The sequence below is a fragment of the Endozoicomonas sp. 4G genome, assembly GCF_023822025.1.
Lineage (GTDB): Bacteria > Pseudomonadota > Gammaproteobacteria > Pseudomonadales > Endozoicomonadaceae > Endozoicomonas_A.
Map to the genome: position 1 here is coordinate 2,767,249 of NZ_CP082909.1, position 25,530 is coordinate 2,792,778.

The following is a 25,530-nucleotide window of genomic DNA, read 5'->3' on the forward strand; positions in this document are numbered from 1 at the left end:
ATGCAGTTCTTCAGATAACAGGAGAGAGATTGGCTATGGATGGTCAGATTGATGGGAACGTAAACAAACCCAATCTCGAGCATGGTACTAATGTGCCACCCAAGAGGGTGAGGCTGGATTTACCGCCAAATGGGGAGGCAAAGCAGGTAAAACAGGTAGAAGCCTGCGCTCAAGCAGTGTCCAGCCTGAAACTATCGCCATCCTCAGAGGTGCCCACTGGTAAAACAAGAACCGTATCCTCAACGGACACCCCGTGCCAAAAGTCATCTCATGCCTTCGACTTTCGTTTTGTCGCCAATGATGATGAGGTTCGACAGCTTTTAGCTGACCAGACTGGCGATGGCAATCAGGATGTCACGGTTATTTCCCACCCCGATGACCTCTCACAGGCCAACCTGGTAAGCCGGTTAAGTATTTCCGAACAGGGTCGCCATACGCTGAGTTCAGGCAAACTGTTTGAAGACTCACAGCCATTGACCCTGGTGATGGATATCCGAAAGCTTACCAGCGAGGAACTGCCGAAATTTAACGATCTGCTAGACCCGGATAATCCCTGTTTGTACGACAGAGTCAGCCATGAGAAACGCCCTCTGGGCGAGCATGTTTCGCTGTTAGTTTTGGCAGATCCCAAGCAGCTGGCATCCGTTGGCCAGCATGACAATGCTCCTGGTGCTGATTTCTGGCGGCGGATTAATCGACCGGGCAATACCTGGCAGTTTGATGCACAAACCGACCATGCCCCGTCGATGGATATTGACAAGGTTCCAGCGTTACTGGCTGAACTCCCCCCTGCCGAAAGTGCTATGGACGACGACACTACCGTTGTTATTGACTGCCACTTGCACAGCAATTGGCGACAGCTGTTGTTGGGCAGCCCTGGCGTCGATCAAAAGGGACGAATCCAGCACATACCCGGCAGGCTTGAGACATTGCGAGCCGGGCAACGGGTGATTTTGAAAGGAGCCAACTGGCAAGATCTGGCCTTTGAACAAACGATTCGACAGATGCTGGCGCAGAGGTGCTTTGAGAGCAATGGCAAAGTCTGCCAGTTACCCGACGATGTTCAGTTTTATCAGATGTCGGTAGGGAAGCATGAGCTTCGTTCACTGTTCCAAAGTCTGTCTAAAGAGCCCACATCACAAAACCCGATCATCATCAACCAGAGTAATATCAATCAATGGCTGAATACCATTGCCATTGCCCCGGAAGGCTATGCAGTCCCTAACACCAGTCTGTTGGAACAGGTTCGGGCAGGCGGTGTCGTCACCGTAACTTCTCCCCTCTCTGAGGCACTCTGGTTTCGTTTATTGGGTTCCCTGCAAATTATTGGCAAGACGACCGGCCTGAAACCCCAGCTTCAGGTGGCTCATACAAAACAGCAGCCTGAAGCCCTGGGATTGACAGAAAACGATAAGCATCTGTCTAACGTTAAAGTTCACTCTGCTATTAATGCAGTGACTTATCAGCAACATGCCGAGGCCAGTCATTGGATAAATAGTTGGGAAAATAGTCACCCACAATCACCTCTGGTTATTCAGGTTAATGACCAAACCAGCTTCAGCCAGCTATTTGATAATATCCATATCACCTCGGAACAAAAGGCTCGTTTTGGACGACGTGAGAGTAAGTTGCAGGAGGCATTAACTGCGGGTAAGCCGGTGATCTTCCGGGGGCTGGAAACGAATCCAGCCCTTCAGCAGCTTCTGGAGCCTCTGGTTGTCGGGCAGCCTCTACCGGTGAACGGCCATTTGCAGGCCTACCCAAAGGCTCAGGTCACAATACTCTGGCCTGAGTCTGTGAAAAGCCCATCGACCCTATTCAATTCGTTGGTTACCACGGGTGAGTCCTGTCCCGACGTCGATCTCTGGGAGATCAATGCAGGTAAGCATGAACTCTCCCGTGCTGAACTGCCAGAGCAAGCGCTTAATAAGCTTTACGAAGCCTTTGAAACCGTCCCTGGCAGCCTGTGTAACCCCTTGCCCAAAATGACCGAAGCCTTGTTGAATCAATTGATACTGGCTGCCCGGCGGGCACAGCAGGAGGACAAGTCTCTGCAGCTTTTACCCCGCCACTGGCGCAAGGCTATCGATAGCACCATTACCCATGGTACTCGTCAGCATCCAACCGTGCGGGATTTTATGAAAGTGGCCTGTTGGCGGTTATTGCCGGATGCTCATGGAAAGGCGGATGCTCATAAACAGCCGGATGGGGATCAAGCCGCTTATGTTGACCCGGATCAATTAACGACCATCATTAACGGGGCTCCCCGGTTAGATAGAACGTTTGTAAGGCAGAACCTGTGGCCACTGGCCAGAACCTTTGACTCGACAGTCCTTAATAAACCATTACAACTGTCGTATAAAAAGCCCTTTCCAGCGTCGGACGAAGAAGAAATTCTGGATGAACTCTGCGCTATCATCGTGGCTTATGGGCCTGAAAAACAACAACAGGCCATGGCGAATCAGCTGGACATTGATCTGAAGGCAGCGGCGCCCTGGCAATCCTTGGCCATCAGGCCATCAAGACAGATTAAACGTTTGCAGGATGCACTGGCTTCTGGCTGGCAATTAACTTTGCCATCAGGGCAGACCCGATCCGATGCTATTCAAGCGCTAACCAGCGATTGTTTTCAAATGGCCAGAACAGCAAAGTCTAAAACAGAAGGCATTGAACGTGTAAAACATCGACTGTCTGAAACACTGGTATTGCAAGGCTCTGATGATAAGCCTTTAGCTGATGATAAGCCTTTAGCTGATGATAAGCCTTTAGCTGATGATAAGCCTTTATCAGCACTAGCCGAGGATCTTTATCTCGGTAAGCTCAGTCAGCAGGATCGTGAAAGCCGCCGATTATCCCGACTCCATGACCGGCTTGCAGACTCTCCGATTATCTTCCTGCAGGGGGAAACCGGCACCGGGAAAAGTTACTTCTCTGCCAAAATGGCGAAGACTTCAGGACCGGCTACGGTGCTGTCCCTTGGCCCTTCTGACAGCGAACAAACCCTGATGAAACGCTGGCAATGGAAAAAAGAGGCCGATGGCGACCGCTCTATGATGCAGCAAAACCGGATGCTGATGAAATGGGCCGGAGCTCGATCCGATAAAGACGGTGAATACCTTACGCTGGTGCTGGATGAAGCCAATCTGGCTCAAACCGGATTACTGGCGTCCCTAAATGGTTTATGGGAACCGGAACCCTGCATCTATGTGGATGGTCATCCTGTCCCGGTCAGCGCAAAACACCGGGTAATTCTTACCGGTAACCCGGATGATTACGCCGGACGCCAGCTGGACCCGGCCCTGAAAGAGAAACTGCCCAAGGCTTACTACCCAAAGTTAGACGAGGCATTCCTCAGGGACAGAGTTGTAGAACCGGCTCTGGTTAATCAGTTACAACAACGGAATCTAACGGACTCTGAAATAGACGACATTGCACGCAGTGCCACCGGGAGTGTGATGGCACTCTGGCAATTTTATCAGGAACTGTTGCCAGAGCATGAGTTTACCCCCAGGGATATGACGGATATCTGCAGTTGGGTGGGCTGGTATCTTGATCGTTCGTTATCCGCAGGTGACCGTGTTAACTGCAAACAAGTACATGGTTTGATCCAACAAAGTTTTCGGGATGTACTGGGGCCTGAAATCAGCGAGACGCATCAGGATGCCCTGACAGCACTGAACATCTGGTTTGCTGCCCGTTATAAGACGGACAACACCCTGAGAGACAGAGTGCATAACCATACCCTGCCTGATATTCAGAAGACCTTCAGCGCAGTCACCAAAGAATTCCAGCCTGACTTTGATACCTCCGGCTCAGCCGTCTGTGAACTGGTAAAACAGATTGGACAGGATTTAAGCCGCGCTCAGCAGGCTCACCATCACCACAGAAAACACGGCGGAAGACAGGCGACACTGATTGAAGGCCCCGCCGGACGAGGCAAGGATGTCACGCTGGACCTGATGATTAAAAGTGTCAGAAAAGAAGCTGGGAAACGGCATGAATTGATGCCGGAAGTCTTTTACCTGAATGCCTGTGATTGCTTCTGGGACGAAGTGTGTAAAACAATCCAGAAGGCAAAACTCGAAGGCGGCATCGTGGTGATTTCAGAACTGAACCTGATCGACAGCCAGCATCTGGAAGGTGAGTTAAACGATATTCTGGCCGGTGACGCCCATCCGGGTTTTCACTTGTTTGCCACCATCAACCCACCCCAGTACAGCGGACGAAAACCCTTATCACCGGCGCTGAAAGGGCGTTTTCGACATTTGCCGATCCGGCAGTACAACCCGACAGAGTTGCAGGCCATTGCTGAGAAAGTATTGCCAGATAGCCCGGAGGGAAAAAACGTGGCTAAACAGCTGACCCAGCTGCATTGCAAATTGAGGGATGAGCTACAAAAACAAAAACTGCCCTTACTGCCGACCAGTCGTGCTTTACAAAATGTCGCCATGGCTGTTCTCAGAGGACGCGATTTTAGCGACGAAAGCCTTCATCGGTGCCTCAATAAGCACTATCGGCTTTATCTGATGGCCGCCAAAACATCGCTGGAGAAACTGCCCAGATCATCGGCTCTCGCCATAGGCAGGGGGAAGTTTCATTTTGAATTGTGCCGTTGGTTCAACAAAACATCGGGCATGGATCGTCCGTGGTTAATAAGACACAGCGATCGCAACAGTACCGATGAAAAACACCATGAAATTTGCTTTAAGGACCAGCTGAGTCCAAAGGAAGCCAAAGCAGAAATCATCAAAAGGGCGGCCCAGACTCAATGGCTGGCATCCGGTCTTTCCCTGGACCCGGATGAGTCGGACGATATTCTCACCGGGGGACTTTACCGATACTGGCAGCAATGCTGGTTTGCTAATCGGTTTGGCCAGACGGGTGTGGACGCTAATAGCGTCTTTCCCATGACAGAAGAACAACAACAAACGATGCAATTATCGGCTAACCGGCCTTACCTTCATGAGGCTGATCGGCAGATAAGCACATGGCATGCCAATGGCGCTCAATGGTGGGCTGCGTTTTGGCATCAGCTCAGCGAGCTGCCAGAGCATTTTGTTAACGATTTTATTAACGAAGCATCCGCTACCAGCAATGATAAGGCTCCTGAACAATACCAGCCACAGCCTATGAATGAAGCGAAAGCGTTGACTGCTGGCAGTGATAAGGCTCCTGAAAAATACAATCCACAAGACTACGAAAAAAAGGCTCCGACATTAGATCGGTCAACGAACTATCAGAACCAGGCTATGCGACGAGTTGACGAGCATATCCTTTTTAAGTTGCCTAACCATTGTGCCAGGATTTATCGGTGGCGAGCAGAGGATATTTATGTGACTCCTGAGGGCGAGATCAAAGAGTTTGATATTAGTCATCTGTCCATACAGGGAACCGAAGTCCTTATACCGGCCCGGTTACCAGAACCTGGCCAGAAAGTGACATTAGCCAGAGACCAAACGCTGGCGACCTTTGACTGGCAACCGAAATGGAGATTGGATAATGGTCGATATCCGTTGCCGAGCCTGAACAAAGATGAGCGTATTGTGGCTATGCGTGTAGCACCCGATTTTCGGTTTTCCCTGTTCAGGGACCTGCATACCGGGCTTCACTCACTGCAGCTGCATGAGCCCACAGCCAGAAATATCAAGCTTGCCTACGTCGTAGAACGCATAAAACCCGGCAAAAAAATACGAACCCGGCCAGAACCATCAACACGGTTCGACGACTGCTGTTCAGAAGATATGAAAAAATTACTGAACCCAATGTTTGAAGACATTGACCATCAACCGTTTGAAATACAGGAGCCTTTGCGGAAAATAAACGACGCCCAAAACACGAGGCAACGCATGGAGGCGATCAGGGACTATTGTCAAGCGTTTTCCGGTGATGCTATGCCTGAGCGCAATCAACCTTTCTTTCAATTCCTCATCACACAGCGGCAAGGGAGGTGTCGTCATCGTGTGCCTGTTTTTGTGGTTTTGTGTCGTTATTTCGGAATTCCCTGTCGGCAAATTTCTAACCGTGTTCACACCTTTGCAGAGTGTTCATTGGATGGCGGCCAAAGCTGGGAGTCTGTGGATTTGGGCGGGGCGCCTGTCGAGGTGGCAAAAATTTTGCCTGTCTTCCAGCCCACCAAACAGGTCAGTGGTTCTGGTGCTGAGTCAAAAAGGATCAGGGATCTCCTGAGCGGTGCTGATTCCGGACAACTGAAGGCTCTGGCTAAAGTCTATGGCATAACGCATGGGGAACTGAACAAAGCCCTTGAAACAAACGGTGCATTGCCAGCAACATACCTGACTACTTTTGAAATGGTAAAGGAGCTTTGGCAGGAAAAAGATTTAGCCAGTTTTTCCGTGGGTGTCTCGATGCTATTGCAGACAGAGTCATTGAGCGATAGAGAGAAGCAATTGATTGGTGGTATACGTGGCGATGGATGCACCTATCATCCGATGTCGGAGGCGATGAAACACATTTTGTCCAGCAGTGATAAAGATCAGGTCACTGAACAACTCAAGTTGCTCCATTCAAAAATGATTGATCAGGCCGGAGCAAGCCCTCACCAGTGGTTGGACTCCATGTTTCTTACACTGGAAGGCAGTGACTTGAACCAACTTCCGGTTATTGAATTTGCCCTTAAAGCTTTGAAATCGCGTTGGCTGAATCCACTTCCAACCTATAACATCAGTATGGGTTCCGGAAAACATCGTCAGCTATTGACGCGTCTGAAAGATGTCGATGAACTGAGGGTCGAAGCCACACGTTGCCTGAAAAAGTGGCACAAGACATTGTGGTCCAGGGAAACAAATAGTCAACTATGGCGGTTGACTTATGAAAGCTTCCAAAAAAAACAGCCTTTCTTTATCACTCATCCTCATGGTGGTCTTTCGTTAACCCTTAAAAATAACATTGACAGCCCATCCATACGGATCGCCTGGACGGACAAACCTGAGGGCATTCCGAATATAGAACGAATGCTGGGGCACCAGCCGGCGTTTCAACAGTTAAACTCTGGCGATGCGAACCACCGTCCGGTCATTATCCTGGGGAGTCCTGCCTGGAGATGCCGAGTGATTAGAGAAAAGGTCGAAGCCCTGTTTCAACGAAAAATTGAGAACAGCCCGGAGTTGCAGCAAATATTGGAAAAAACCAAACGATTTGAGGCAGTGAACAAACAATTACGCGATGCTCTGGAACCATTGAATCAACTCATGTCGTATAAAGGCTATCATTTTGTACATGTTGTACATGACGACGACTCAATGGCTGCTTATGAGAGTTCTGCTGCCAAAAAAAGAAAAGAATATGAGCAAAAAAAGTGTGTTATCGAAAGCAGCTACAGCTCTGCTCTAGAGTCCCTCAGGGTGCCGGATGAGGAGAAAAAACGTTTGAGTGATTTAAAAAAGAAATGTCAACAAGCGACTCAACAGGCCTTTAGCCATTACCTGTATGAAATGACACACTTGAAAGGCGGTGGCTTAACCTATTGTTGGAGCGGTACTCGCGTCGGGAATGAATACAGCCATGGTGCCCATGACCCATCCTCGCCAGAAGAGCTCTATGCCATGATGTCTAAAATTGACGGCAGTATTTTTGAGAAATTTGTTGATGATGCCTACTTACGAGAGACACTCAAAGCCAGTAACGCCCTGGTGCTCAAATCCGATGAGTTGACAACGATTGCCGAAGAGTTTGTCAGCAGCGTGAATCTGGATTCGATTTGTGAGTCATTGGATGTCTAATGTAATTCCCAAACTCCGCTCAGGATGAACGTAGATTGTTCACATCAAACTCATTGAAGTGACGTACTCATCATAGAACTTTCTTCCTGTCTGAAGGTCATAGCATTAAACAATTTCAATGCAGTTCTTCAGATAACAGGAGAGAGATTGGCTATGGATGGTCAGATTGGTGGGAACGTAAACAAACGCAATCTCGAGTATGGCACTAATGTGCCACCCAAGAGGGCGAGGCTGGATTTACCGGCAAATGGGGAGGCAAAGCAGGTAAAACAGGTAGAAGCCTACGCTCAAGCAGTGTCCAGCCTGAAACTATCGCCATCCTCAGAGGTGCCCACTGGTAAAGCAAGAACCGTATCCTCAACGGACACCCCGTGCCAAAAGTCATCTCATGCCTTCGACTTTCGTTTTGTCGCCAATGATGATGAGGTTCGACAGCTTTTGGCTGACCAGACTGGCGATGGCAATCAGGATGTCACGGTTATTTCCCACCCCGATGACCTCTCACAGGCTAACCTGGTAAGCCGGTTAAGTATTTCCGAAGCGGGTCGCCATACGCTGAGTTCAGGCAAACTGTTTGAAGGCTCACAGCCATTGACCCTGGTGATGGATATCCGCAAGCTTACCAGCGAGGAGCTGCCGAAATTTAACGATCTGCTAGACCCGGATAATCCCTGTTTGTACGACAGAGTCAGCCACGAGAAACGCCCTCTGGGCGAGCATGTTTCGCTGTTGGTTTTGGCAGACCCCAAGCAGCTGGCATCAGTTGGCCAACGTGACGATGCCCCTGGTGCTGATTTCTGGCGGCGGATTAATCGACCGGACAATACCTGGCAGTTCGAGGCTCAAACAGGCGATGCCCCGTCGATGGAGATCGATAAGGTTCCGCTGTTATTGGCTGAACTCCCCCCTGCCGAAAGTGCTATGGACGACGACACTACCGTTATTATTGACTGCCACTTGCACAGCAATTGGCGACAGCTGTTGTTGGGCAGCCCTGGCGTCGATCAAAAGGGACGAATCCAGCACATACCCGGCAGGCTTGAGTCATTGCGAGCCGGGCAACGGGTGATTTTGAAAGGAGCCGACTGGCAAGACCTGGCCTTTGAACAAACGATTCGACAGATGCTGGCGCACAGGTGCTTTGAGAGCAATGGTAAAGTCTGCCAGTTACCCGACGATGTTCAGTTTTATCAGATGTCGGTAGGGAAGGATGAGCTTCGTTCACTGTTCCAAAGTCTGTCTAAAGAGCCCGCATCACAAAACCCGATCATCATCAACCAGAGTAATATCAGCCAATGGCTGAATACCACTGCCATTACCCCGGAAGGCTATGCAGTTCCTAACACCAGCCTGTTGGAACAGGTTCGGGCGGGTGGTGTCGTCACCATAACCTCTCCCCTCTCTGAGACACTCTGGTTTCGTTTGTTGGGTTCATTGCAAACGATTCGCGAGACGACCGGCCTGGAGCCCCAACTTCAGGTAGCTCATTCAAAACAGCAGCCCCAAGCCCTTGGACTGACAGAAAACGATACGCACCCACCGTCCAACGTTAGAGTTCACTCTGCTTTTAATGCAGTGACTTATCAGCAACATGCCGAGGCCAGTCATTGGGTGAATAGTTGGGTAAAGAGTCACCCAGAGGCACCTCTGGTCATTCAGGTCAATGACCAGACCAGCTTTAGCCAGCTATTTGATAATATCCATATCACCTCGGAACAAAAGGCTCGTTTTGGACGATGTGAAAGTAAGTTGCAGGAGGCATTAACTGCGGGTAAACCGGTGGTCTTCCGAGGGCTGGAAACGAATCCAACCCTTCAGCAGCTTCTGGAACCTCTGGCTGCCGGGCAACCCCTGCCGGTGAATGGCCATTTGCAGGCCTACCCACAGGCTCAGGTCACAATACTTTGGCCTGAGTCTGCAAAAAGCCCATCGACCCTATTCAATTCGTTGGTTGCCACAGGTGAGCCGTGTCCCGACGTCGATCTCTGGGAGGTCAATGCAGGTAAGCATGAACTCTCCCGTGCTGAACTGCCAGAGCAAGCGCTTAATAAGCTTTACGAAGCCTTTGAAACCGTCCCTGGCAGCCTGTGTAACCCCTTGCCCAAAATGACCGAAGCCTTGTTGAATCAATTGATACTGGCTGCCCGGCGGGCACAGCAGGAGGACAAGTCTCTGCAGCTTTTACCCCGCCACTGGCGCAAGGCTATCGATAGCACCATTACCCATGGTACTCGTCAGCATCCAACCGTGCGGGATTTTATGAAAGTGGCCTGTTGGCGGTTATTGCCGGATGCTCATGAAAAGCTGGATGATCAAGCCGCTTCGGTTGACCCAGATCAATTAACGGCCATCGTTAGCAGGGCTTCCCGTTTGGATAGTGCCTTTGTGAAGCAGAACCTGTGGTCACTGGCCAGAGCATGTGACCCGATAGTATTTAATAGAGATTTACAACTGTCCTATGAAAAACCATTTCTATCGCTAGTAGATGAATTCGAAACTCTGGACAGCCTCTGTGCCATGATCGTGGCCCATGGGCCTGACTATCAACGAGAGGCCGTGGCGCATCAGTTAAAAGTCAAGCCGGCGACAGTAAAAAAGTATCAAATGTTACCCATCAGGCCATCAAGACAGATTAAACGTTTGCAGGATGCACTGGCTGCTGGCTGGCAATTAACTTTACCACCGGGGCAGACCCGATCCGATGCTATTCACGCGCTGGCCAGCGATTGTTTTCAAATGGCCAGAACAGCAAAGTCTAAAACAGAAGGCATTGAACGTATAAAACATCGACTGTCTGAAACACTGGTATTGCAAGGCTCTGATGATAAGCCTTTAGCTGATGATAAGCCTTTAGCTGATGATAAGCCTTTAGCTGATGATAAGCCTTTAGCTGATGATAAGCCTTTAGCTGATGATAAGCCTTTAGCTGATGATAAGCCTTTAGCTGATGATAAGCCTTTATCAGCACTGGCCGAGGATCTTTATCAGGGTAAGATCAGTCAGCAGGATCGTGAAAGCCGCCGATTATCCCGACTCCATGACCGGCTTGCAGACTCTCCGATTATCTTCCTGCAGGGGGAAACCGGCACCGGGAAAAGTTACTTCTCTGCCAAAATGGCGAAGACTTCAGGACCGGCTACGGTGCTGTCCCTTGGCCCTTCTGACAGCGAACAAACCCTGATGAAACGCTGGCAATGGAAAAAAGAGGCCGATGGCGACCGCTCTATGATGCAGCAAAACCGGATGCTGATGAAATGGGCCGGAGCTCGATCCGATAAAGACGGTGAATACCTTACGCTGGTGCTGGATGAAGCCAATCTGGCTCAAACCGGATTACTGGCGTCCCTAAATGGTTTATGGGAACCGGAACCCTGCATCTATGTGGATGGTCACCCTGTCCCGGTCAGCGCAAAACACCGGGTAATTCTTACCGGTAACCCGGATGATTACGCCGGACGCCAGCTGGACCCGGCCCTGAAAGAGAAACTGCCCAAGGCTTACTACCCAAAGTTAGACGAGGCATTCCTCAGGGACAGAGTTGTGGAACCGGCCCTGGTCAATCATTTACAACAACGGCAGCTGGCGGGTTCTCAACTAAGAGAGTCTGAAATAGACGACATTGCACGCAGTGCCACCGGGAGTGTGATGGCACTCTGGCAATTTTATCAGGAACTGTTGCCAGAGCATGAGTTTACCCCCAGGGATATGACGGATATCTGCAGTTGGGTGGGCTGGTATCTTGATCGTTCGTTATCCGCAGGTGACCTTGTTAACTGCAAACAAGTGCATGGTTTGATCCAACAAAGTTTTCGGGATGTACTGGGGCCTGAAATCAGCGAGGCTCATCAGGACGCCCTGACGGCACTGGATATCTGGTTTGCTGCCCATTATGAGACGGACAACACCCTTAGAGACAGAGTGCATAATCATACCCTGCCCGATATTCAGAAGACCTTCAGAGCAGTCACCCAAGAAATTCAACCTGACTTTGATACCTCCGGCTCAGCCGTCTGTGAACTGGTACAACAGATTGGACAGGATTTAAGCCGCGCTCAGCAGGCTCATCATCACGACAGAAAACACGGCGGAAGACAGGCGACACTGATAGAAGGCCCGGCGGGGCGGGGTAAGGATGTTACGCTGGACCTGATGATTAAAAGTGTCAGAAAAGAGGCTGAGAAACGGCATGAATTGATGCCGAAAGTCTTTTACCTGAATGCCTGTGATTGCTCCTGGGACGAAGTGTGTAAAACAATCCAGAAGGCAAAAGACAAAGGCGGGATCGTGGTGATTTCAGAACTGAACCTGATCGACAGCCAGCATCTGGAAGGTGAGTTAAACGATATTCTGGCCGGTGACGCCCATCCGGGTTTTCACCTGTTTGCCACCATCAACCCACCCCAGTACAGCGGGCGAAAACCCTTATCACCGGCGCTGAAAGGACGTTTTCGACATTTGCCGATCCGCCAGTACAACCCGACAGAGTTGCAGGCCATTGCTGAGAAAATATTGCCAGAGAGCCCGGAGGGGAAAAACGTGGCTAAACAGCTGAGCCAGCTGCATTGTCAATTAAGGGGTCAGCTAGAAAAGCTAAATCTGCCGTTACGACCCACCAGTGGTGATTTACAGGATGTCGCCAGAGCCGTCGTGAGAGGGGGCGCTTTTAGTCAAGAAAGCCTTAGCCAATGTTTCAATCAGCACTACCGGCTATATTTGATGGCCGCCAAAACATCACTGGAGAAACTGCCCAAGTCATCGGCTCTCGCCATGGGCAGGGGAGAGTTTCATTCCGAGCTGTGCCATTGGTTCAACAAAACATCGGGCATGAATCGTCCATGGTTGATACGACGCAGTGATCGCAATAGTACCGATGAAATACACCATGAAATTTGCTTTAAGGACCAGCTGAATACAGAGGAAGCCAAAGCAGAAATCATCAAAAGTGTGGCCCAGACTCAGTGGCAGGCATCCGGTCTACCCCTGAAACCGGGTGAGTCAGACGATATACTCACCGGGGGACTGTACCGACACTGGCAGCAATGCTGGTTTGCTCATAGGTTTGGCAAGACGGGCGTGGACGCTAATAGCGTCTTTCCCATGACGGAAGAACAGCAACAAACACTGAAATTATCGGCTAACCGGCCTTACCTTAATGAGGCGGATCGGCAGATAAGTGCATGGTACGCCAATGGCGCTCAATGGTGGACTGCGTTTTGGCGTCAGCTCAGTGATGTGACGGAGCATCTGGTTTACGATTTCATTAACAAAGCATCCGCTACCAGCCGTGACAAGGCTCTTGAAGAGTACAAGCCACAACCTATGGATAAACCGTTGACGACTACGGGTAGTGATAAGGCTCCTGAACAGTACAAGCCACAACCTATGGATAAACCGTTGACGACTACGGGTAGTGATAAGGCCCCTGAACAGTACAAGCCAAAGCCCGTGGATAAAGCGTTGACGACTATGGGTAGTGATAAGGCTCCTGAAAAATACAATCCACAAGACTACGAAAAAGAGGCTCCGGCATTAGATCGGTCAACGAACTATCAGAATCAGGCTATAGAACGAGTTGACCATCATATCCTTTTTAAGTTGCCTGACCATTCTCCCGCGATTTATCGCTGGCTGGCAGAGGATATTTATGTGACTCCTGAGGGCGAGATCAAAGAGATCGATATTAGTCATCTGTCCATTGAGGGAACCGAAGTCCTTATACCAGCCCGGTTACCAGAACATGACCAGGAAGTGACATTAGCCAAAAATCAAACGCTGGCGACCTTTGAATGGCAACCGGAATGGGGATTGGATAATGGTCGATATCCGTTGCCGAGCCTGAAGAAAGATGAGCGTATTGTGGCTATGCGTGTAGAACCCGAAGTTCAGTTTACCCTGTTCAGGGACCTGCATACCGGGCTTCACTCACTGCTGCTGCATGAGCCCACAGCCAGAAATATCAAGCTTGCCTACGTCGTAGAATGCATAAAACCGGGCAAAAAAATACGAACCCGGCCAGAACCATCAACATGGTTTGACGCCTGCTGTTCAGAAAATATGAAAAAATTACTGAACTCAATGTTTGAAAACATTGGCGATCAACCCTCCAAAATACAGAGGCCTTTGCAGAGAATAAATGACGCCCAAAACACGCAGCAACGCATGGAGGCGATCAGGGACTACTGTCTAGGGTTTTCCGGTGATGCCAAGCCGGAGGACAATCAACCTTTATTTGAATTCCTCGTCAAACAGCGGCAGGGGAACTGTAGTCATCGCGTGCCTGTTTTTGTGGTTTTGTGTCGTTATTTCGGAATTCCCTGTCGGCAAATTGCTAACCGTATTCACGCCTTTGCAGAGTGTTCATTGGATGGCGGCCAAAGCTGGGAGCCTGTGCATTTGGGCGGGGAGCCTGTCGAGGCAACAAAAATCCTGCCTGTCTTCCAGCCCACCAGACAGTTCAGTGTTTCTGGTGCTGAGTCAAAAAGGATCAGGGATCTCCTGAGTGGTGCTGATTCCGGACAACTAAAGGCTGTGGCTAAAGTCTATGACATGACTCTTGAGGAATTGAACAAAGCCCTTGAAACAAACAGTGCATTGCCAACAACCCATCTGACTACTTTTGAAGCGGTAATGGCGCTTTGGCAGGAAAAAGATTTAGCCAGTTTTTCCGTGGGTGTCTCAATATTATTGGAGACGACAGAGTCATTGAGCGATGAAGAGGAACAATTGATTGGTGGTATGCTTTACAGCGATCGACATCTTGCCTGTCACCCGATGTCGGAGGCAGTCAAACACATTTTGTCCAGCAGTGATAAAGATGAGGTCAGTGAACCACTCAAGCTGCTCCATTCAAAAATGATTGATCAGGCCGGAGCAAGCCCTCACCGGTGGTTGAGCTCAATGATTGATATACTGGAAGACGGCGACTTGTCGCAACTTCCGGTTATTGAATTTGCCCGTAAAGCTCTGGAACTGGGTTGGCTGAATCCACCTCCTTCCTATGACACCGACATGGAAAAAGCCAGAGAACATCATAAGCTACTGATGCGTCTGAAAGATGTCGATGAACTGAGGGCTGAAGCCACACATTGCCTGAAAAAGTGGTACGAGACACTGTTTTCCAGGGAAACAAACAGTCAACCATGGCAGTTGACTTATGAAAGCTTCAAAAAATACAACCCTCTTTTCGTCACTCATCGTCATGATGGTCTTTCGTTATCCCTTCAAAATAACATTGTCAGCCCCTCTATGGGGATCGCCTGGACGGACAAACCTGAGGGCATTCCGAATATAGAACGAATACTGGGGCAACAGCCGGCATTTCAACAGTTAACATCTGGCAATGCCAACCACCGTCCGGTCATTATCCTGGCGCGTCCTGCCTGGGGGCGCCTAGCGATCCACGAAAAGGTCGAAGCCCTGATTCAACGAAAAATTGAGAACAGCCCGGAATTGCAGCAGATAGTTGAAAAAATCAATCGATATAAAGCAGTGAGCAAACAATACCTGGATGCTTTGAAATCATTGGATAAACCCAAAGATGACCTGACACCAATGAGTGACGACGATTATTTTAGGCATTACTACAAGTCAATACCTGCTAACAATACGGTCGTCGTAGCAAGAAAAGAATATGAGCAAAAAAGGGCTGAGATCGAAAGCAGCTACAGACCTATTCTAAACTCCCTCATGGTGTCGTATGAGGAGAAAAAACCTTTCGATGATTTAAAAGAGAATTGTCGACAATCGATTCGACAGGCCTTCAGCCATTACCTGTATGAAGTGACACACTTGAAAGGCGGTGGCTTAACCTATTGTTGGGGCAGCTATGCCCCTATCTATCTCCCTTTCAGGAATAAATGCCACTATGGAGCCCATGACCCATCCTCACCAGAAGAGCTCTATGCCATGATGCATGAAACTTCGGGCGGTGCTATAGAGGAATTTGTTGATGATGCTTACTTACGAGAGGCACTCAAAGCCAGTAATGCTCTGGTGCTCAGATCCAATGAGATGACAAGGATTGCCGAGGAGTTTGCCAACAGCATAAATATGGATTCGATGTATGAGTCGTTGGATCAGTGATCTTCGTCGAGATCCATCAGGGCATGACCGAGTTCTCCAAGTACGGGAGGCCTCATAAACTGGAACAATCCCCTCAGCCAGGTTACTTGTGCGGGTGTTTGCAGTAAAACATCACCATCGACCTGTATAGACAAAGGTGTCTCCATCTCGTTTTCAATATTCAGTTGAGTAAAGCAAAGCCGCTGCATACCTGACCAATAGTATAATCTCCCAATGGTCATCTTAATAAGTCTCCAAATGAGGTGCGTGCTTGTCTCCATGGTAATCTGAATAAGTGTCCAAATGGGGTGAGTCCTATCCTGATTATAAATCAGACTTCCAAAGAAATTGGACGGACCCATATCGTTATGAAGGCTAACTCCGCCTCCTACCGTCGGCCCTGTCCCCCCTGCCAGAAAATGCAAGGGGATATCATCATACCATCCACGATCAAAACGACACCTGACCATGGGTGTATTCCAGCTCATTGCTGTACTGATGGCTAACATTGGATAGGCCATACTTGCGGGAGAGTATCTCAGCAGTCGGCTTGGTCGTTCACCACTGTTGTGATCGTCTTGCTTTTCTTTCATCCGGGTCATCAAACCCAGCTCAAACTCATTCACTGCCAGAACCGTTTTCTGCTCGCAACCGCCGCTTTCACAACCTTCAATTTTGTAGGCACCAAAAGGCATAGGAGTGCCATAAACCAATGTTCGAAGGGCATGCATCGGTTTTCTCAATCGGAGTGTATTCGCTATGTCGTTTCCCTTACCCGCCGGTATAACACCAAAAACAACTTGTGGTTGACCTTCAAGACCCTGAACCATCTCATGGACAGTGCCATCGCCACCAACAGCAACAATCAATAACTGATCTTCCTGATCGTATTGCATCTGTTGCCAGTCCAGATATGCCTGCATTGCCAGTTCCGTTGCATGACCCGCATGTTCTGTAAAAAAAACGTTATATGTTGCTTGTAGCGCAGCTGCAGCCTGGTCTTGTGAGCCAACTGCTGTGTAGTACTGGTCGACCGCTTCTTCAATTCTGTCCCAAACCCTCCAACCTTTACCATTATTACTGGCAGGATTGACGATAAAGCAGGCATGGCGTATCTCTGCAAATCCGTTTACAGGAATAAGCAATACAAATAGCAGCAGAACATATGAATAAGAAACTCGACTATTCACAGTAAACCATCCCCTTTCTCGTCACCAGATCAAACTCATTAATTGCCAGGACCGTTTTCTCCTGGCAACCTTTTCTCGTTAAATGGTAGCTGCTCGTACGCTTTCCTTTTGGGCCTCTTGGGTCTAGGCAGGTGGGTCTGTTTGTGCCTTTTCAGATGGCCCGAGTGACTCGTTCTGTAGTGGCAGCCTTCATGGTCACACTGTAACGTGTATCTCTGATGGGGAGGCAGGTGGATCTGTTTGTGTATGTTCAGATTGCCCGTGCGGTCGGTGATGTAGTTGCAGCCCTCATGGTCACATGGGAGTACCATAAGTCTCTGGCTGATAGGCAGGTGGGTCTGTTTGTGCGTATTCAGATTGCTCATGCGGTCGGCGCTGAAGTTGCAGCCATCATGGTCACACTGGTGTGCCTTAAGTCTCTTGGGTCTCCTGGGTCTCTTGAGTCTCTGTTCGGGAGGCAAATGGATCTTTTTGTGCTTGTTCAGATCGTCCGACCGGCCAGTCCTGTAGTCGCAGTCCTTATGATCACACTGGTGCACCTTAAGTCTCTGGTCGGCAGACAGGTGGGTCTGTTTGTGCCTTTTCAGATCTCCCGACCGGTTGGTGCCGTAGTTGCAGCCCTCATGATCGCACTGGCGCACCTTGAGTCTCTGGTCCGCAGGCAGGTGGGTCTGTTTGTGCACTTCCAGATGACTCTTGTAGCCAGTGCTGTAGTTGCACCCCTCATGGTCACACTGGTGCACCTTGGGTCTCTGGTCGGGAGGCAGGTGGGTCTGTTTATGCCTTTTCAGATTGCTCTTCCGGACGGCGCTGTAGTTGCAGCCTTCATGATCACAGTGGTGCACATTGAGTGTCTGGTCAGCAGACAGGTGGGCCCGTTTGTGCATATAAAGATAGCTCCTACGGTCAGAGATGAAGTTACAGCCCTTACAGTCACACCGGTACACCCTGGGTCTCTTGGGTCTTTTGGGTCTCTGGTCAGCAGGCAGGTGGGTCTGTTCGTGCGCTTTCAGATTGCCCATGTGGTCGGTGATGTAGTTGCAGCCCTCATGGCCACACTGGTGCACCCTGGGTCTCTTGGGTCTCTGGTAGGCAGACAGGTGGGTCTGTTCGTGCGCTTTCAGAGTGCCTATGTGGTCGGTGCGGTAAGCAGATGAGGCAAATTCCGGGTGGTTAACAGAGTCCGTTTCTGTCACGCCGGCCCCTGATTCAGTGGGCATTTCACTGTCTGAAACGGGCTCCTGCTTAATCTTTTTCAGTATCAGCGTTTCACAATACTGACTGATTTCATGTGATATTGGAAAAGGGTCAAGTGTCGTGTTTATATACTCAACATCAGATTCGGCATCAGATTCAGCATCCGTTTCGTCGTCGTTTGAACGGTTGTCGCTGTCTTGACTGCCAGAACCATCATCAGCAGCAGCCCGACGGTAAGCCTTGGCTTCGACGCCGGGGTCAGGAGAAAAGCAATAGCCAGTATCTGGCTTTAAGAGGATGTCATCACCCAGGCAAACTTGTGGCATATCACTGTGGTTCGCCTCGGGTTCTTGCTGCAACTCCCACCATTCAATGCTCTCGCTCTCTTCACTTTCGTCAGGTAGAAGCCTTATCCGGGTGGGTTGGTTATTTTCCTGAGCATGGCCGTTAGAGCAATGCATAGAAAAGGCAACGGCCAAGGTCAAAATGAATGATTTTTTAGATAACAAAGCTTGGCTTACCAGTCGTTGAAATGTTTATTGAGAAGTCAGGTTAGTCAAAATCTGGAGAGAGGTCGGAGGAAAAACAGATCGCCTGAATCTACACTGACGGTACAGACGACAATGAACTGGTTAATGTCAGGACAGATAGTGGCTACTGCATTGAATGAGAAAAAAGACCCGTGGGTAATATTTTCATGCTTATTACTTATCTGTTCAGTCGCCCATTCAGGCGTATCGAAAAAAGAACGATTTAACTTATTAAGCCACCAGCATAATGCATCATTCGTTGAAGATAGCCTGAAGTTGCTGACCAGCAGTTCCGGGCTGGCAGTTTCCACTTTGATCCATTATGGGGTCTGGTACGGTATCTGCGAATCAGCCGGGCTGGTATCTACCCTTACGGGTCGCTCTGACCTGCATCACATAAAGGGAAATAAGTTACTGGGAGTTAAATCTTCCTTTTGCAGTCAACTCGCAGCCATTACCACCTCCGCCGAAGTTGCTTTAGCCGGACACATATCGCCCTGGCCCCTTGGGCAACCCTGGTGGTATCCGCTGCAATTTGTAAGAACAGGACTCATTCTTTATAACACCTGCATTAAATACGACACTTGTTTTATACCAATAATGGCTATGACTCACTTTACGCATGAGACTGTGGCAAGGACAGTAGCCGGAGCCTCTACCGTTGAGATGTTAAAGTATCATGGTGGGCATTCAATCCAACCGCAGGATTATGCCTACAGTGAATATACCATGCTGAAATCAGTCGCAGGCCTGATAATCGGGTTAATCGTTTATGAGAAGCTAATCGCCAGAGGCTATGTCCTCACAGAAGTGACCTTTCTTTATCTGGTGTCTACTTCATTGACAGAGGCAATGTTAGCAACAGGCTCTTTTTCGGTGTTTAATTCAGCCGGTAGTGTTACAGCCGAACAGGAAGCAGGAGCCCTGGCCTTAGCCGGGGCTGCTGCCTTATCCGGATCAATAGCCGGAGCTACCGCCGGAGTCATGGGAGTCGTATCTGCTCAGAACGAACTCCTGGCCTTGTTCGCAACCACATTCAGAATAATGGTATTCTCCAGACCCGAAGTTGTATCTTTGTACCAAGTTGAAGACATTATCCTCTCCGGAGCTATGATCGGAATTGTCATCGGACCCGTCGTCATCGATCTTCTGTTAACACAAAACTCAGGTCTGGACTCAAACCATTTATTGGGAAATATCGCTACAATCTTGATTCCTGCCTTCTCTCTTGCTCTGATCAATGGCATTTCAAACCATGTGGTTTATGGTTACTCACTTGAAGAGAGTTTCACCGATACAGCCCATAACCAATGGCAAAAGTTTTATGCTCCTTTGGATTATTTGTACACCTTGTTCGATTAACAATGATGGCGAAAATTCCATTCCTGCACTATACAGTCCGGTGAAAACAGCAAAGTCTTAAGGACTGTTCACAGGTTCCTGCGTGTGCTGATCCGATTTTCACAACCACAAATAAGTGGGTTAAAAATGGTACGGTAAGATCCAGTGTGTCGTTTTCTGGTAATTAATCAGTTACCCAAAGTTAAGGCTGTGAATCATGAAACCATCCGGTAAACGAATACTGGTATTCTCGTGCTTGTTATTTATCTGTTCGATCGCTCATTCAGGCGTGTCAAGAGAAGAACAATTTCACTTATTAAGCTATTACAATAACGCATCGTTGGTTGAAGATGGTCTAAAACTGGCCACCAGCAGTTCCGGGCTGGCCGCTTCCACCTTAATCAATTACGGACTCTGGTACGGCATCTGCAAAGCACCCGGCCCGGTCGCTGCCCTGACGGGTCGCTTTGCCGGTACAGAGCAAAATGAGTTACAGGAGGTTAAATCGTCTTTTTGTAATAAACTCGCTGCTGTTCTCACCTCCACCGAGATTGCTTTAGCCGGACGCGTATCGCCCTGGCCCCTTGAGACCCCCTGGTGGCAGCCACTGCGATTTGTAGGAACAGCATACGCTGGTTATGAAGCTTACAACAATGAGCACGACCCTTATCTTATACCCATAATCACTGCGGGTTTCTTTACCAGCGAGGTGGTGGCAAGAACGGTAGCTGCAAGCACTGTCATCCGGGCCTTCAGGTATAGCGATAAAGATAGAATCCAACCTTTAGATTATGTCGGCATTGAATATTCCACGTTGTCATCAATCGCTGGCATGATGATCGGAACGATAATCTACGAAAAGATGATGGCCGGAGGTTCATCGCTGGCAAAAGCAGCCTTTGCCTACGCAACATTCCATGCACTGGTGGAGGTAATATCAGCAATAAGTCCCCTTTCAATACATAATTCAGACTGTGTTGATCCAGTTGAGACAGAAGCAGGGGCAGGAGCAGAAAGCTTAGCCGGAGTCGGAGCTTTAGCTGGATCATGGGCCATAGCCCTATCTGCAACCTTAAATGTTGTCTTCTCATCAAGTAGACTTTCAGGCGTGGCCGCAGTTGCTACTGCGTTTGCGGCTGCACTTTATGCTGGACACAATTACGCCTATGCCTATGTTGGAGCGCTAACCACGATGGGAACGGCGATCGGAGCCTACACTGTGGTCCTTTTTCAGCAACAACACTCAAGACTGGACTCAAATCATGTAGTAGAAAACGTCGCCCTTACCCTGCCTCCGGCATTGGCTCTTGCTCTGATCAATGGCGTTTCAAACAATGTGGTTTATGGTTACCCACTTGAAGAAAGTTTCACCGACACGGCCTGGATCCAATGGCAGAAATTTTATGCGCCTTTGGATTATTTACGCACCCTGTTTAATTAACCGGTTGCCCAGGGTACGGAACTCGTTTTCTGGTAATTAATCAGTTACCCAAGTTGAGGCTGCGAACCATGAAAGCACCCGGCAAACGAATACTGGTATTCTCGTACCTGTTATTTATCTGTTCAGTTGCTCATTCAGGCGTATCAAAAGAAGAGCAATTTCACTTATTAAGCCATTACAGTAACACACCGTTAGTTAAAGACAGTCTGAAACTGGTCACCAGCAGTTCCGGGCTGGCCGTTTCCGCCCTGATTAATTACGGACTCTGGTACAGCATCTGCAAAGCACCTGGTGTGGTCGCTGCCCTTACGGGTCGCTTTGCCGGTACCGAGCAAAATGAGTTACAGGAGGTTAAATCGTCTTTTTGTAATCAACTCGCCGCCGTCCTCACCTCCACCGAGATTGCTTTAGCCGGACATGTGTCGCCCTGGCCCCTTGAGACACCCTGGTGGCAACCACTGCGATTTGTAGGAACAGCATACGGTGGTTATGTAGCCTACAAGACTGAGTCCGACCCTTATCGTACACCCATAATCACTGCGGTTTTCTTTACCAACGATGTGGTGACAAGAACCGTAGCCGGAGGCGCTGTTATCTTTGAGTTAAGGTATAAGGATAAAAGTACAATCCAACCTTTTGATTATGCCCGCACTGAATATTCCGTGTTGTCATTCATCGCTGCCATGATGGTCGGGACAATAGTCTACGAACAACTGATCGCCAGAGATTACCGGCCCTCACAAGCAGCTTTTGCTTACATGATATCCTATGTGTTGGCAGAGCAAATATCAGCAATAAGCCCCCTTTCAAGACATGATTCAGGCAGTGTTGAGAAAGTCAGGACAGGAGCAGAAGGCTTAGCCGGAGCCGGAGCCTTAGCTGGGTCACTTGCTACGGCTACATCTGGAGCCGCTAGCGTTGCGTACTTGTCAAGTTCTGCAGTCGCGCGCGCGGTCGCAGTTGCCTGCGCAGTTAAAACTGTTATTTATACCAGACAAAATCTCGCCGGCGTTGGAATGTTTGCCGGAATGGTGGTCGGAAACGCAGCCCTGGTTGTTCTTGATCAACAACGCTCAGAACTGGAATCAAATCATATATTAAGAAACGTCGCTCTCACCCTGGTTCCAGCATTGGCTCTCGCTGTGATCAATGGCGTTTCAAACAATGCCGTTTATGGTTACTCACTTGAAGAAAGTTTCACCGAAACGGCCCGGACCCAATGGCAGAAATTTTATGCGCCCCTGAATTATTTGCGCACTCTGTTTAATTAACAATGAGTTAGATGCGAGCAACGGCTAATCAGTGATGGCGAAAATTCCATTCCTGCACTATACAGTCCCGTGGAAACAACATAGCGGTAAGGAAAGATCCGGTTTGTCGTTTTCTAACAATAACTCTGTGACTCTGGTTCAGGATATGAATAATGAAGACATCCGGTAAACGAATACTACTATTGTCGTGCTTATTATTTATCTGTTCAGCCGCTCATTCAGGCCTGTCAAAAGAAGAAAAATTTCACTTATTAAGCCATAACAATAACGCAACCTTAATTGAATATGGTTGGAGACTGTTCACTGTCAATGGCAGGCTGGGCACTTCCACCTTAATCAGTTACGGACTCTGGTACAGCATCTGCAAAGCACCCGGGGTGGTCGCTGCCCTTAGGGGTCGCTTTGAACTTTCTGGTACAGAGCAAAATGAGTTACAACAGGTGCAATCGTCTTTTTGTAATCAACTCGCTGCCGTTCTCACCTCCACCGAGATTGCTTTAGCCGGACGCGTATCGCCCTGGCCCCTGCAGACACCCTGGTGGCAGCCGCTGCGATTTGTAGGAACAGCATACGGTGGTTATGTCGCCTACAAGACTGAGCGAGATCCTTATCTTGTACCCATAATCACTGCGGATTACCTTACCGGCGAGATGGTGACAAGAACGGTAGCCGAAGGCTTTGCTATCTGGGAATCAAGGCATAATAATAAAAGTACAATCCAGCCTTTAGATTCTGCTCGCGCCGAATATTCCATGTTGTCATCAATCGCTGGCAGTGCGATCGGGGTAATAGTCTACGACAGGATGATCGCCAGAGATGCCTCGCGGGGAAAAGCGGTCTTTGCTTATCTGATATCCTTAGCACTGCTAGAGAAAATATCGTCAATCAGCTCTCGTTCAATACATATTTCAGATGGTGTTGATCTCGTTGGGACAGAAACAGGCGCAGAAGACTTAGCCGCAACGGGAGCCTTGGCTGGATCATGGGCCACAGCCATCATCGGATCCATCAATATTGCGCACTCATCAGATGCAATGGTGGGCGTCGCCACCATTGTCGCCCTGAATTTGAGATCATTTCATACTACACAAAATTACACCGGTGAAGGCATGATAGCTGGAGTGGTCATCGGAGGCGCATTTATATTCTATCTCAAGCAGCTACGCTCAAGACTGGATGCAAACGATTTGTTAGAAAACATCGCTCTTACCCTGTCTACTGCATTCGCTCTTGTTCTGATCAATGGCTTTTCAAACAATCTGGTTTATGGTTACTCACTTGAAGAAAGTTTCAACGAAACGACCCGGACCCAATTGCAGAAATTTTATGCTCCTTTGGATTATTTGCACACCTTGTTTAATTAACAATAATGGCGAAAATTCCATTCCTGCACTATACAGTCCCGTGGAAACAACATAGCGGTAAGGGAAGGTCCGGTTTGTCGTTTTCTAACAATAACTTTGTGACTCTGGTTCAGGATATCAATAATGAAGACATCCGATAAACGAATACTGCTATTGTCGTGTTTATTATTTATCTGTTCAGCCGCTCATTCAGGCGTATCGAGAGAAGAACGATTTCACTTATTAAGCCATTACAATAACGCATCATTGGTTGAAGATGGCCTGAAACTGGTCACCAGCAGTTCCGGGCTGGCCGCTTCCACCCTGATCAATTACGGACTCTGGTACAAAATCTGCAAAACAACCGGAGTGGTCGCCGCCCTTACGGGTCGCTTTGCCGGTACAGAGCAAAATGAGTTACAACAGATCAAATCATCTTTTTGTAATCAACTCGCTGCCGTTCTCACTTCCACCGAGATTGCTTTAGCCGGACGCGTATCGCCCTGGCCCCTAGAGACACCCTGGTGGCAGCCACTGCGATTTGCAGGAACAGCATACACTGGTTATGTCGCCTACAACACTGAGAGCAATCCTTACCTTATACCTATAATCACTGCGGGTTACCTGACCAATGAGGTAGTGGGAAGAACGGTAGCCGGAGGCATGACTATCTGGGGCTTAAGGGATAATGATAAAAGTACAATCGAACCTTTAGATTATACCCGCATTGAATATTCGACATTGTCGTACCTCGCTGGCGTGATAGTCGGAGCGATACTCTACGAAAAAATGATAGCCGAGGGTACCTCGAAGACACAAGCAACCTTTGCTTACATAATATCCGTTCTATTGGTGGAGGGGATATCAGCAATAAGCCCGCTTTCACTCCAATTTTCAGGGATTAGTTATCTGACTGAGACAGAAGCAGGAGCAGAAACCTTAGCCGCAATCGGAGCCCTGTCTGGATCATGGGCTGCAACCCTATCCGGAACTGCCGCTATTGCCCGCTCATCAAGTACAGAGATTATCAGGGACATAGTTTTGAGCACGGTTATGAGTGTCTATTTCATAGGCTATTACATTGGACGATCCTTCAGGGATATTGGAATGGTAGCCGGAGCATTTATTGGAACCGGAGTTATGTTCAGTCTCGAGCAACAACGCTCAAAACTGGACTCAAATAACGTATTAAGCAACGTTGCTCTTACTCTGGCTCCGGCATTGGCTCTCGCTGTGATCAATGGCCTTTCAAACAATGCCGTTTATGGTTACCCGCTTGAAGAAAGTTTCAGCGAAACAGCCCGGATCCAATGGCAGAAATTTTATGCTCCTCTGGATTATTTGCGCACTCTGTTTAATTAACCGGTTGCTCAGGGTACGGACATCATTTTCTGACAATAACTCAGTGACTCTAATT

9 protein-coding genes are annotated in these 25,530 nt (G+C 48.9%); 7 read left to right on the top strand and 2 right to left on the bottom strand.

What is annotated here, in order from left to right:
- Positions 1-35: 35 nt before the first annotated feature.
- Both K7B67_RS10765 and K7B67_RS10770 read left to right on the top strand, forming a co-directional pair.
- The gene (locus tag K7B67_RS10765) at positions 36-7,739 is read left to right on the top strand and encodes an AAA family ATPase (protein WP_252180332.1); all 7,704 of its coding nucleotides are present in this window, start codon (positions 36-38) and stop codon (positions 7,737-7,739) included.
- A gap of 153 nt (positions 7,740-7,892) precedes the next feature.
- The gene (locus tag K7B67_RS10770) at positions 7,893-15,821 is read left to right on the top strand and encodes an AAA family ATPase (protein ID WP_252180333.1); all 7,929 of its coding nucleotides are present in this window, start codon (positions 7,893-7,895) and stop codon (positions 15,819-15,821) included.
- Here K7B67_RS10770 and K7B67_RS10775 read toward each other — a convergent pair.
- Positions 15,815-16,990 (bottom strand): diacylglycerol kinase family protein, encoded by a 1,176-nt coding sequence (locus tag K7B67_RS10775; RefSeq protein WP_252180334.1) that lies wholly within the window; start codon positions 16,988-16,990, stop codon positions 15,815-15,817. The two genes, K7B67_RS10770 and K7B67_RS10775, sit on opposite strands and share 7 nt — an antisense overlap.
- A 38-nt stretch (positions 16,991-17,028) precedes the next feature.
- Positions 17,029-18,696: a C2H2-type zinc finger protein gene (locus K7B67_RS10780; RefSeq protein ID WP_252180335.1), complete on the bottom strand. Its 1,668-nt coding sequence runs from the start codon at positions 18,694-18,696 to the stop codon at positions 17,029-17,031.
- A 126-nt stretch (positions 18,697-18,822) separates the two neighbouring features.
- Here K7B67_RS10780 and K7B67_RS10785 point away from each other — a divergent pair, with 126 nt between their 5' ends.
- The 5 genes from K7B67_RS10785 to K7B67_RS10805 all read left to right on the top strand — a co-directional run bounded on the left by K7B67_RS10785 (position 18,823) and on the right by K7B67_RS10805 (position 25,475).
- The gene (locus K7B67_RS10785) at positions 18,823-20,079 is read left to right on the top strand and encodes a hypothetical protein (RefSeq protein WP_252180336.1); all 1,257 of its coding nucleotides are present in this window, start codon (positions 18,823-18,825) and stop codon (positions 20,077-20,079) included.
- A 196-nt stretch (positions 20,080-20,275) separates the two neighbouring features.
- Positions 20,276-21,499, top strand: a complete 1,224-nt coding sequence (locus K7B67_RS10790; protein ID WP_252180337.1) for a hypothetical protein — start codon at positions 20,276-20,278, stop codon at positions 21,497-21,499.
- A gap of 68 nt (positions 21,500-21,567) precedes the next feature.
- Positions 21,568-22,770: a hypothetical protein gene (locus K7B67_RS10795; RefSeq protein ID WP_252180338.1), complete on the top strand. Its 1,203-nt coding sequence runs from the start codon at positions 21,568-21,570 to the stop codon at positions 22,768-22,770.
- Between the two features lie 152 nt (positions 22,771-22,922).
- Complete coding sequence (locus tag K7B67_RS10800; RefSeq protein WP_252180339.1) at positions 22,923-24,134, top strand: hypothetical protein; 1,212 nt, start codon at positions 22,923-22,925, stop codon at positions 24,132-24,134.
- Between the two features lie 123 nt (positions 24,135-24,257).
- Positions 24,258-25,475, top strand: coding sequence for a hypothetical protein (locus K7B67_RS10805; RefSeq protein ID WP_252180340.1), 1,218 nt, complete (start codon positions 24,258-24,260; stop codon positions 25,473-25,475).
- Positions 25,476-25,530: the final 55 nt, after the last annotated feature.

What these genes read in the sequence shown, in the direction of transcription:
- K7B67_RS10805 (WP_252180340.1), top strand. Translation starts at nt 24,258, where the DNA reads ATGAAGACATCCGATAAACGAATACTGCTATTGTCGTGTTTATTATTT.
- K7B67_RS10795 (WP_252180338.1), top strand. Translation starts at nt 21,568, where the DNA reads ATGAAAGCACCCGGCAAACGAATACTGGTATTCTCGTACCTGTTATTT.
- K7B67_RS10770 (WP_252180333.1), top strand. Translation starts at nt 7,893, where the DNA reads ATGGATGGTCAGATTGGTGGGAACGTAAACAAACGCAATCTCGAGTAT.
- K7B67_RS10800 (WP_252180339.1), top strand. Translation starts at nt 22,923, where the DNA reads ATGAAGACATCCGGTAAACGAATACTACTATTGTCGTGCTTATTATTT.
- K7B67_RS10765 (WP_252180332.1), top strand. Translation starts at nt 36, where the DNA reads ATGGATGGTCAGATTGATGGGAACGTAAACAAACCCAATCTCGAGCAT.
- K7B67_RS10790 (WP_252180337.1), top strand. Translation starts at nt 20,276, where the DNA reads ATGAAACCATCCGGTAAACGAATACTGGTATTCTCGTGCTTGTTATTT.
- K7B67_RS10785 (WP_252180336.1), top strand. Translation starts at nt 18,823, where the DNA reads ATGTCAGGACAGATAGTGGCTACTGCATTGAATGAGAAAAAAGACCCG.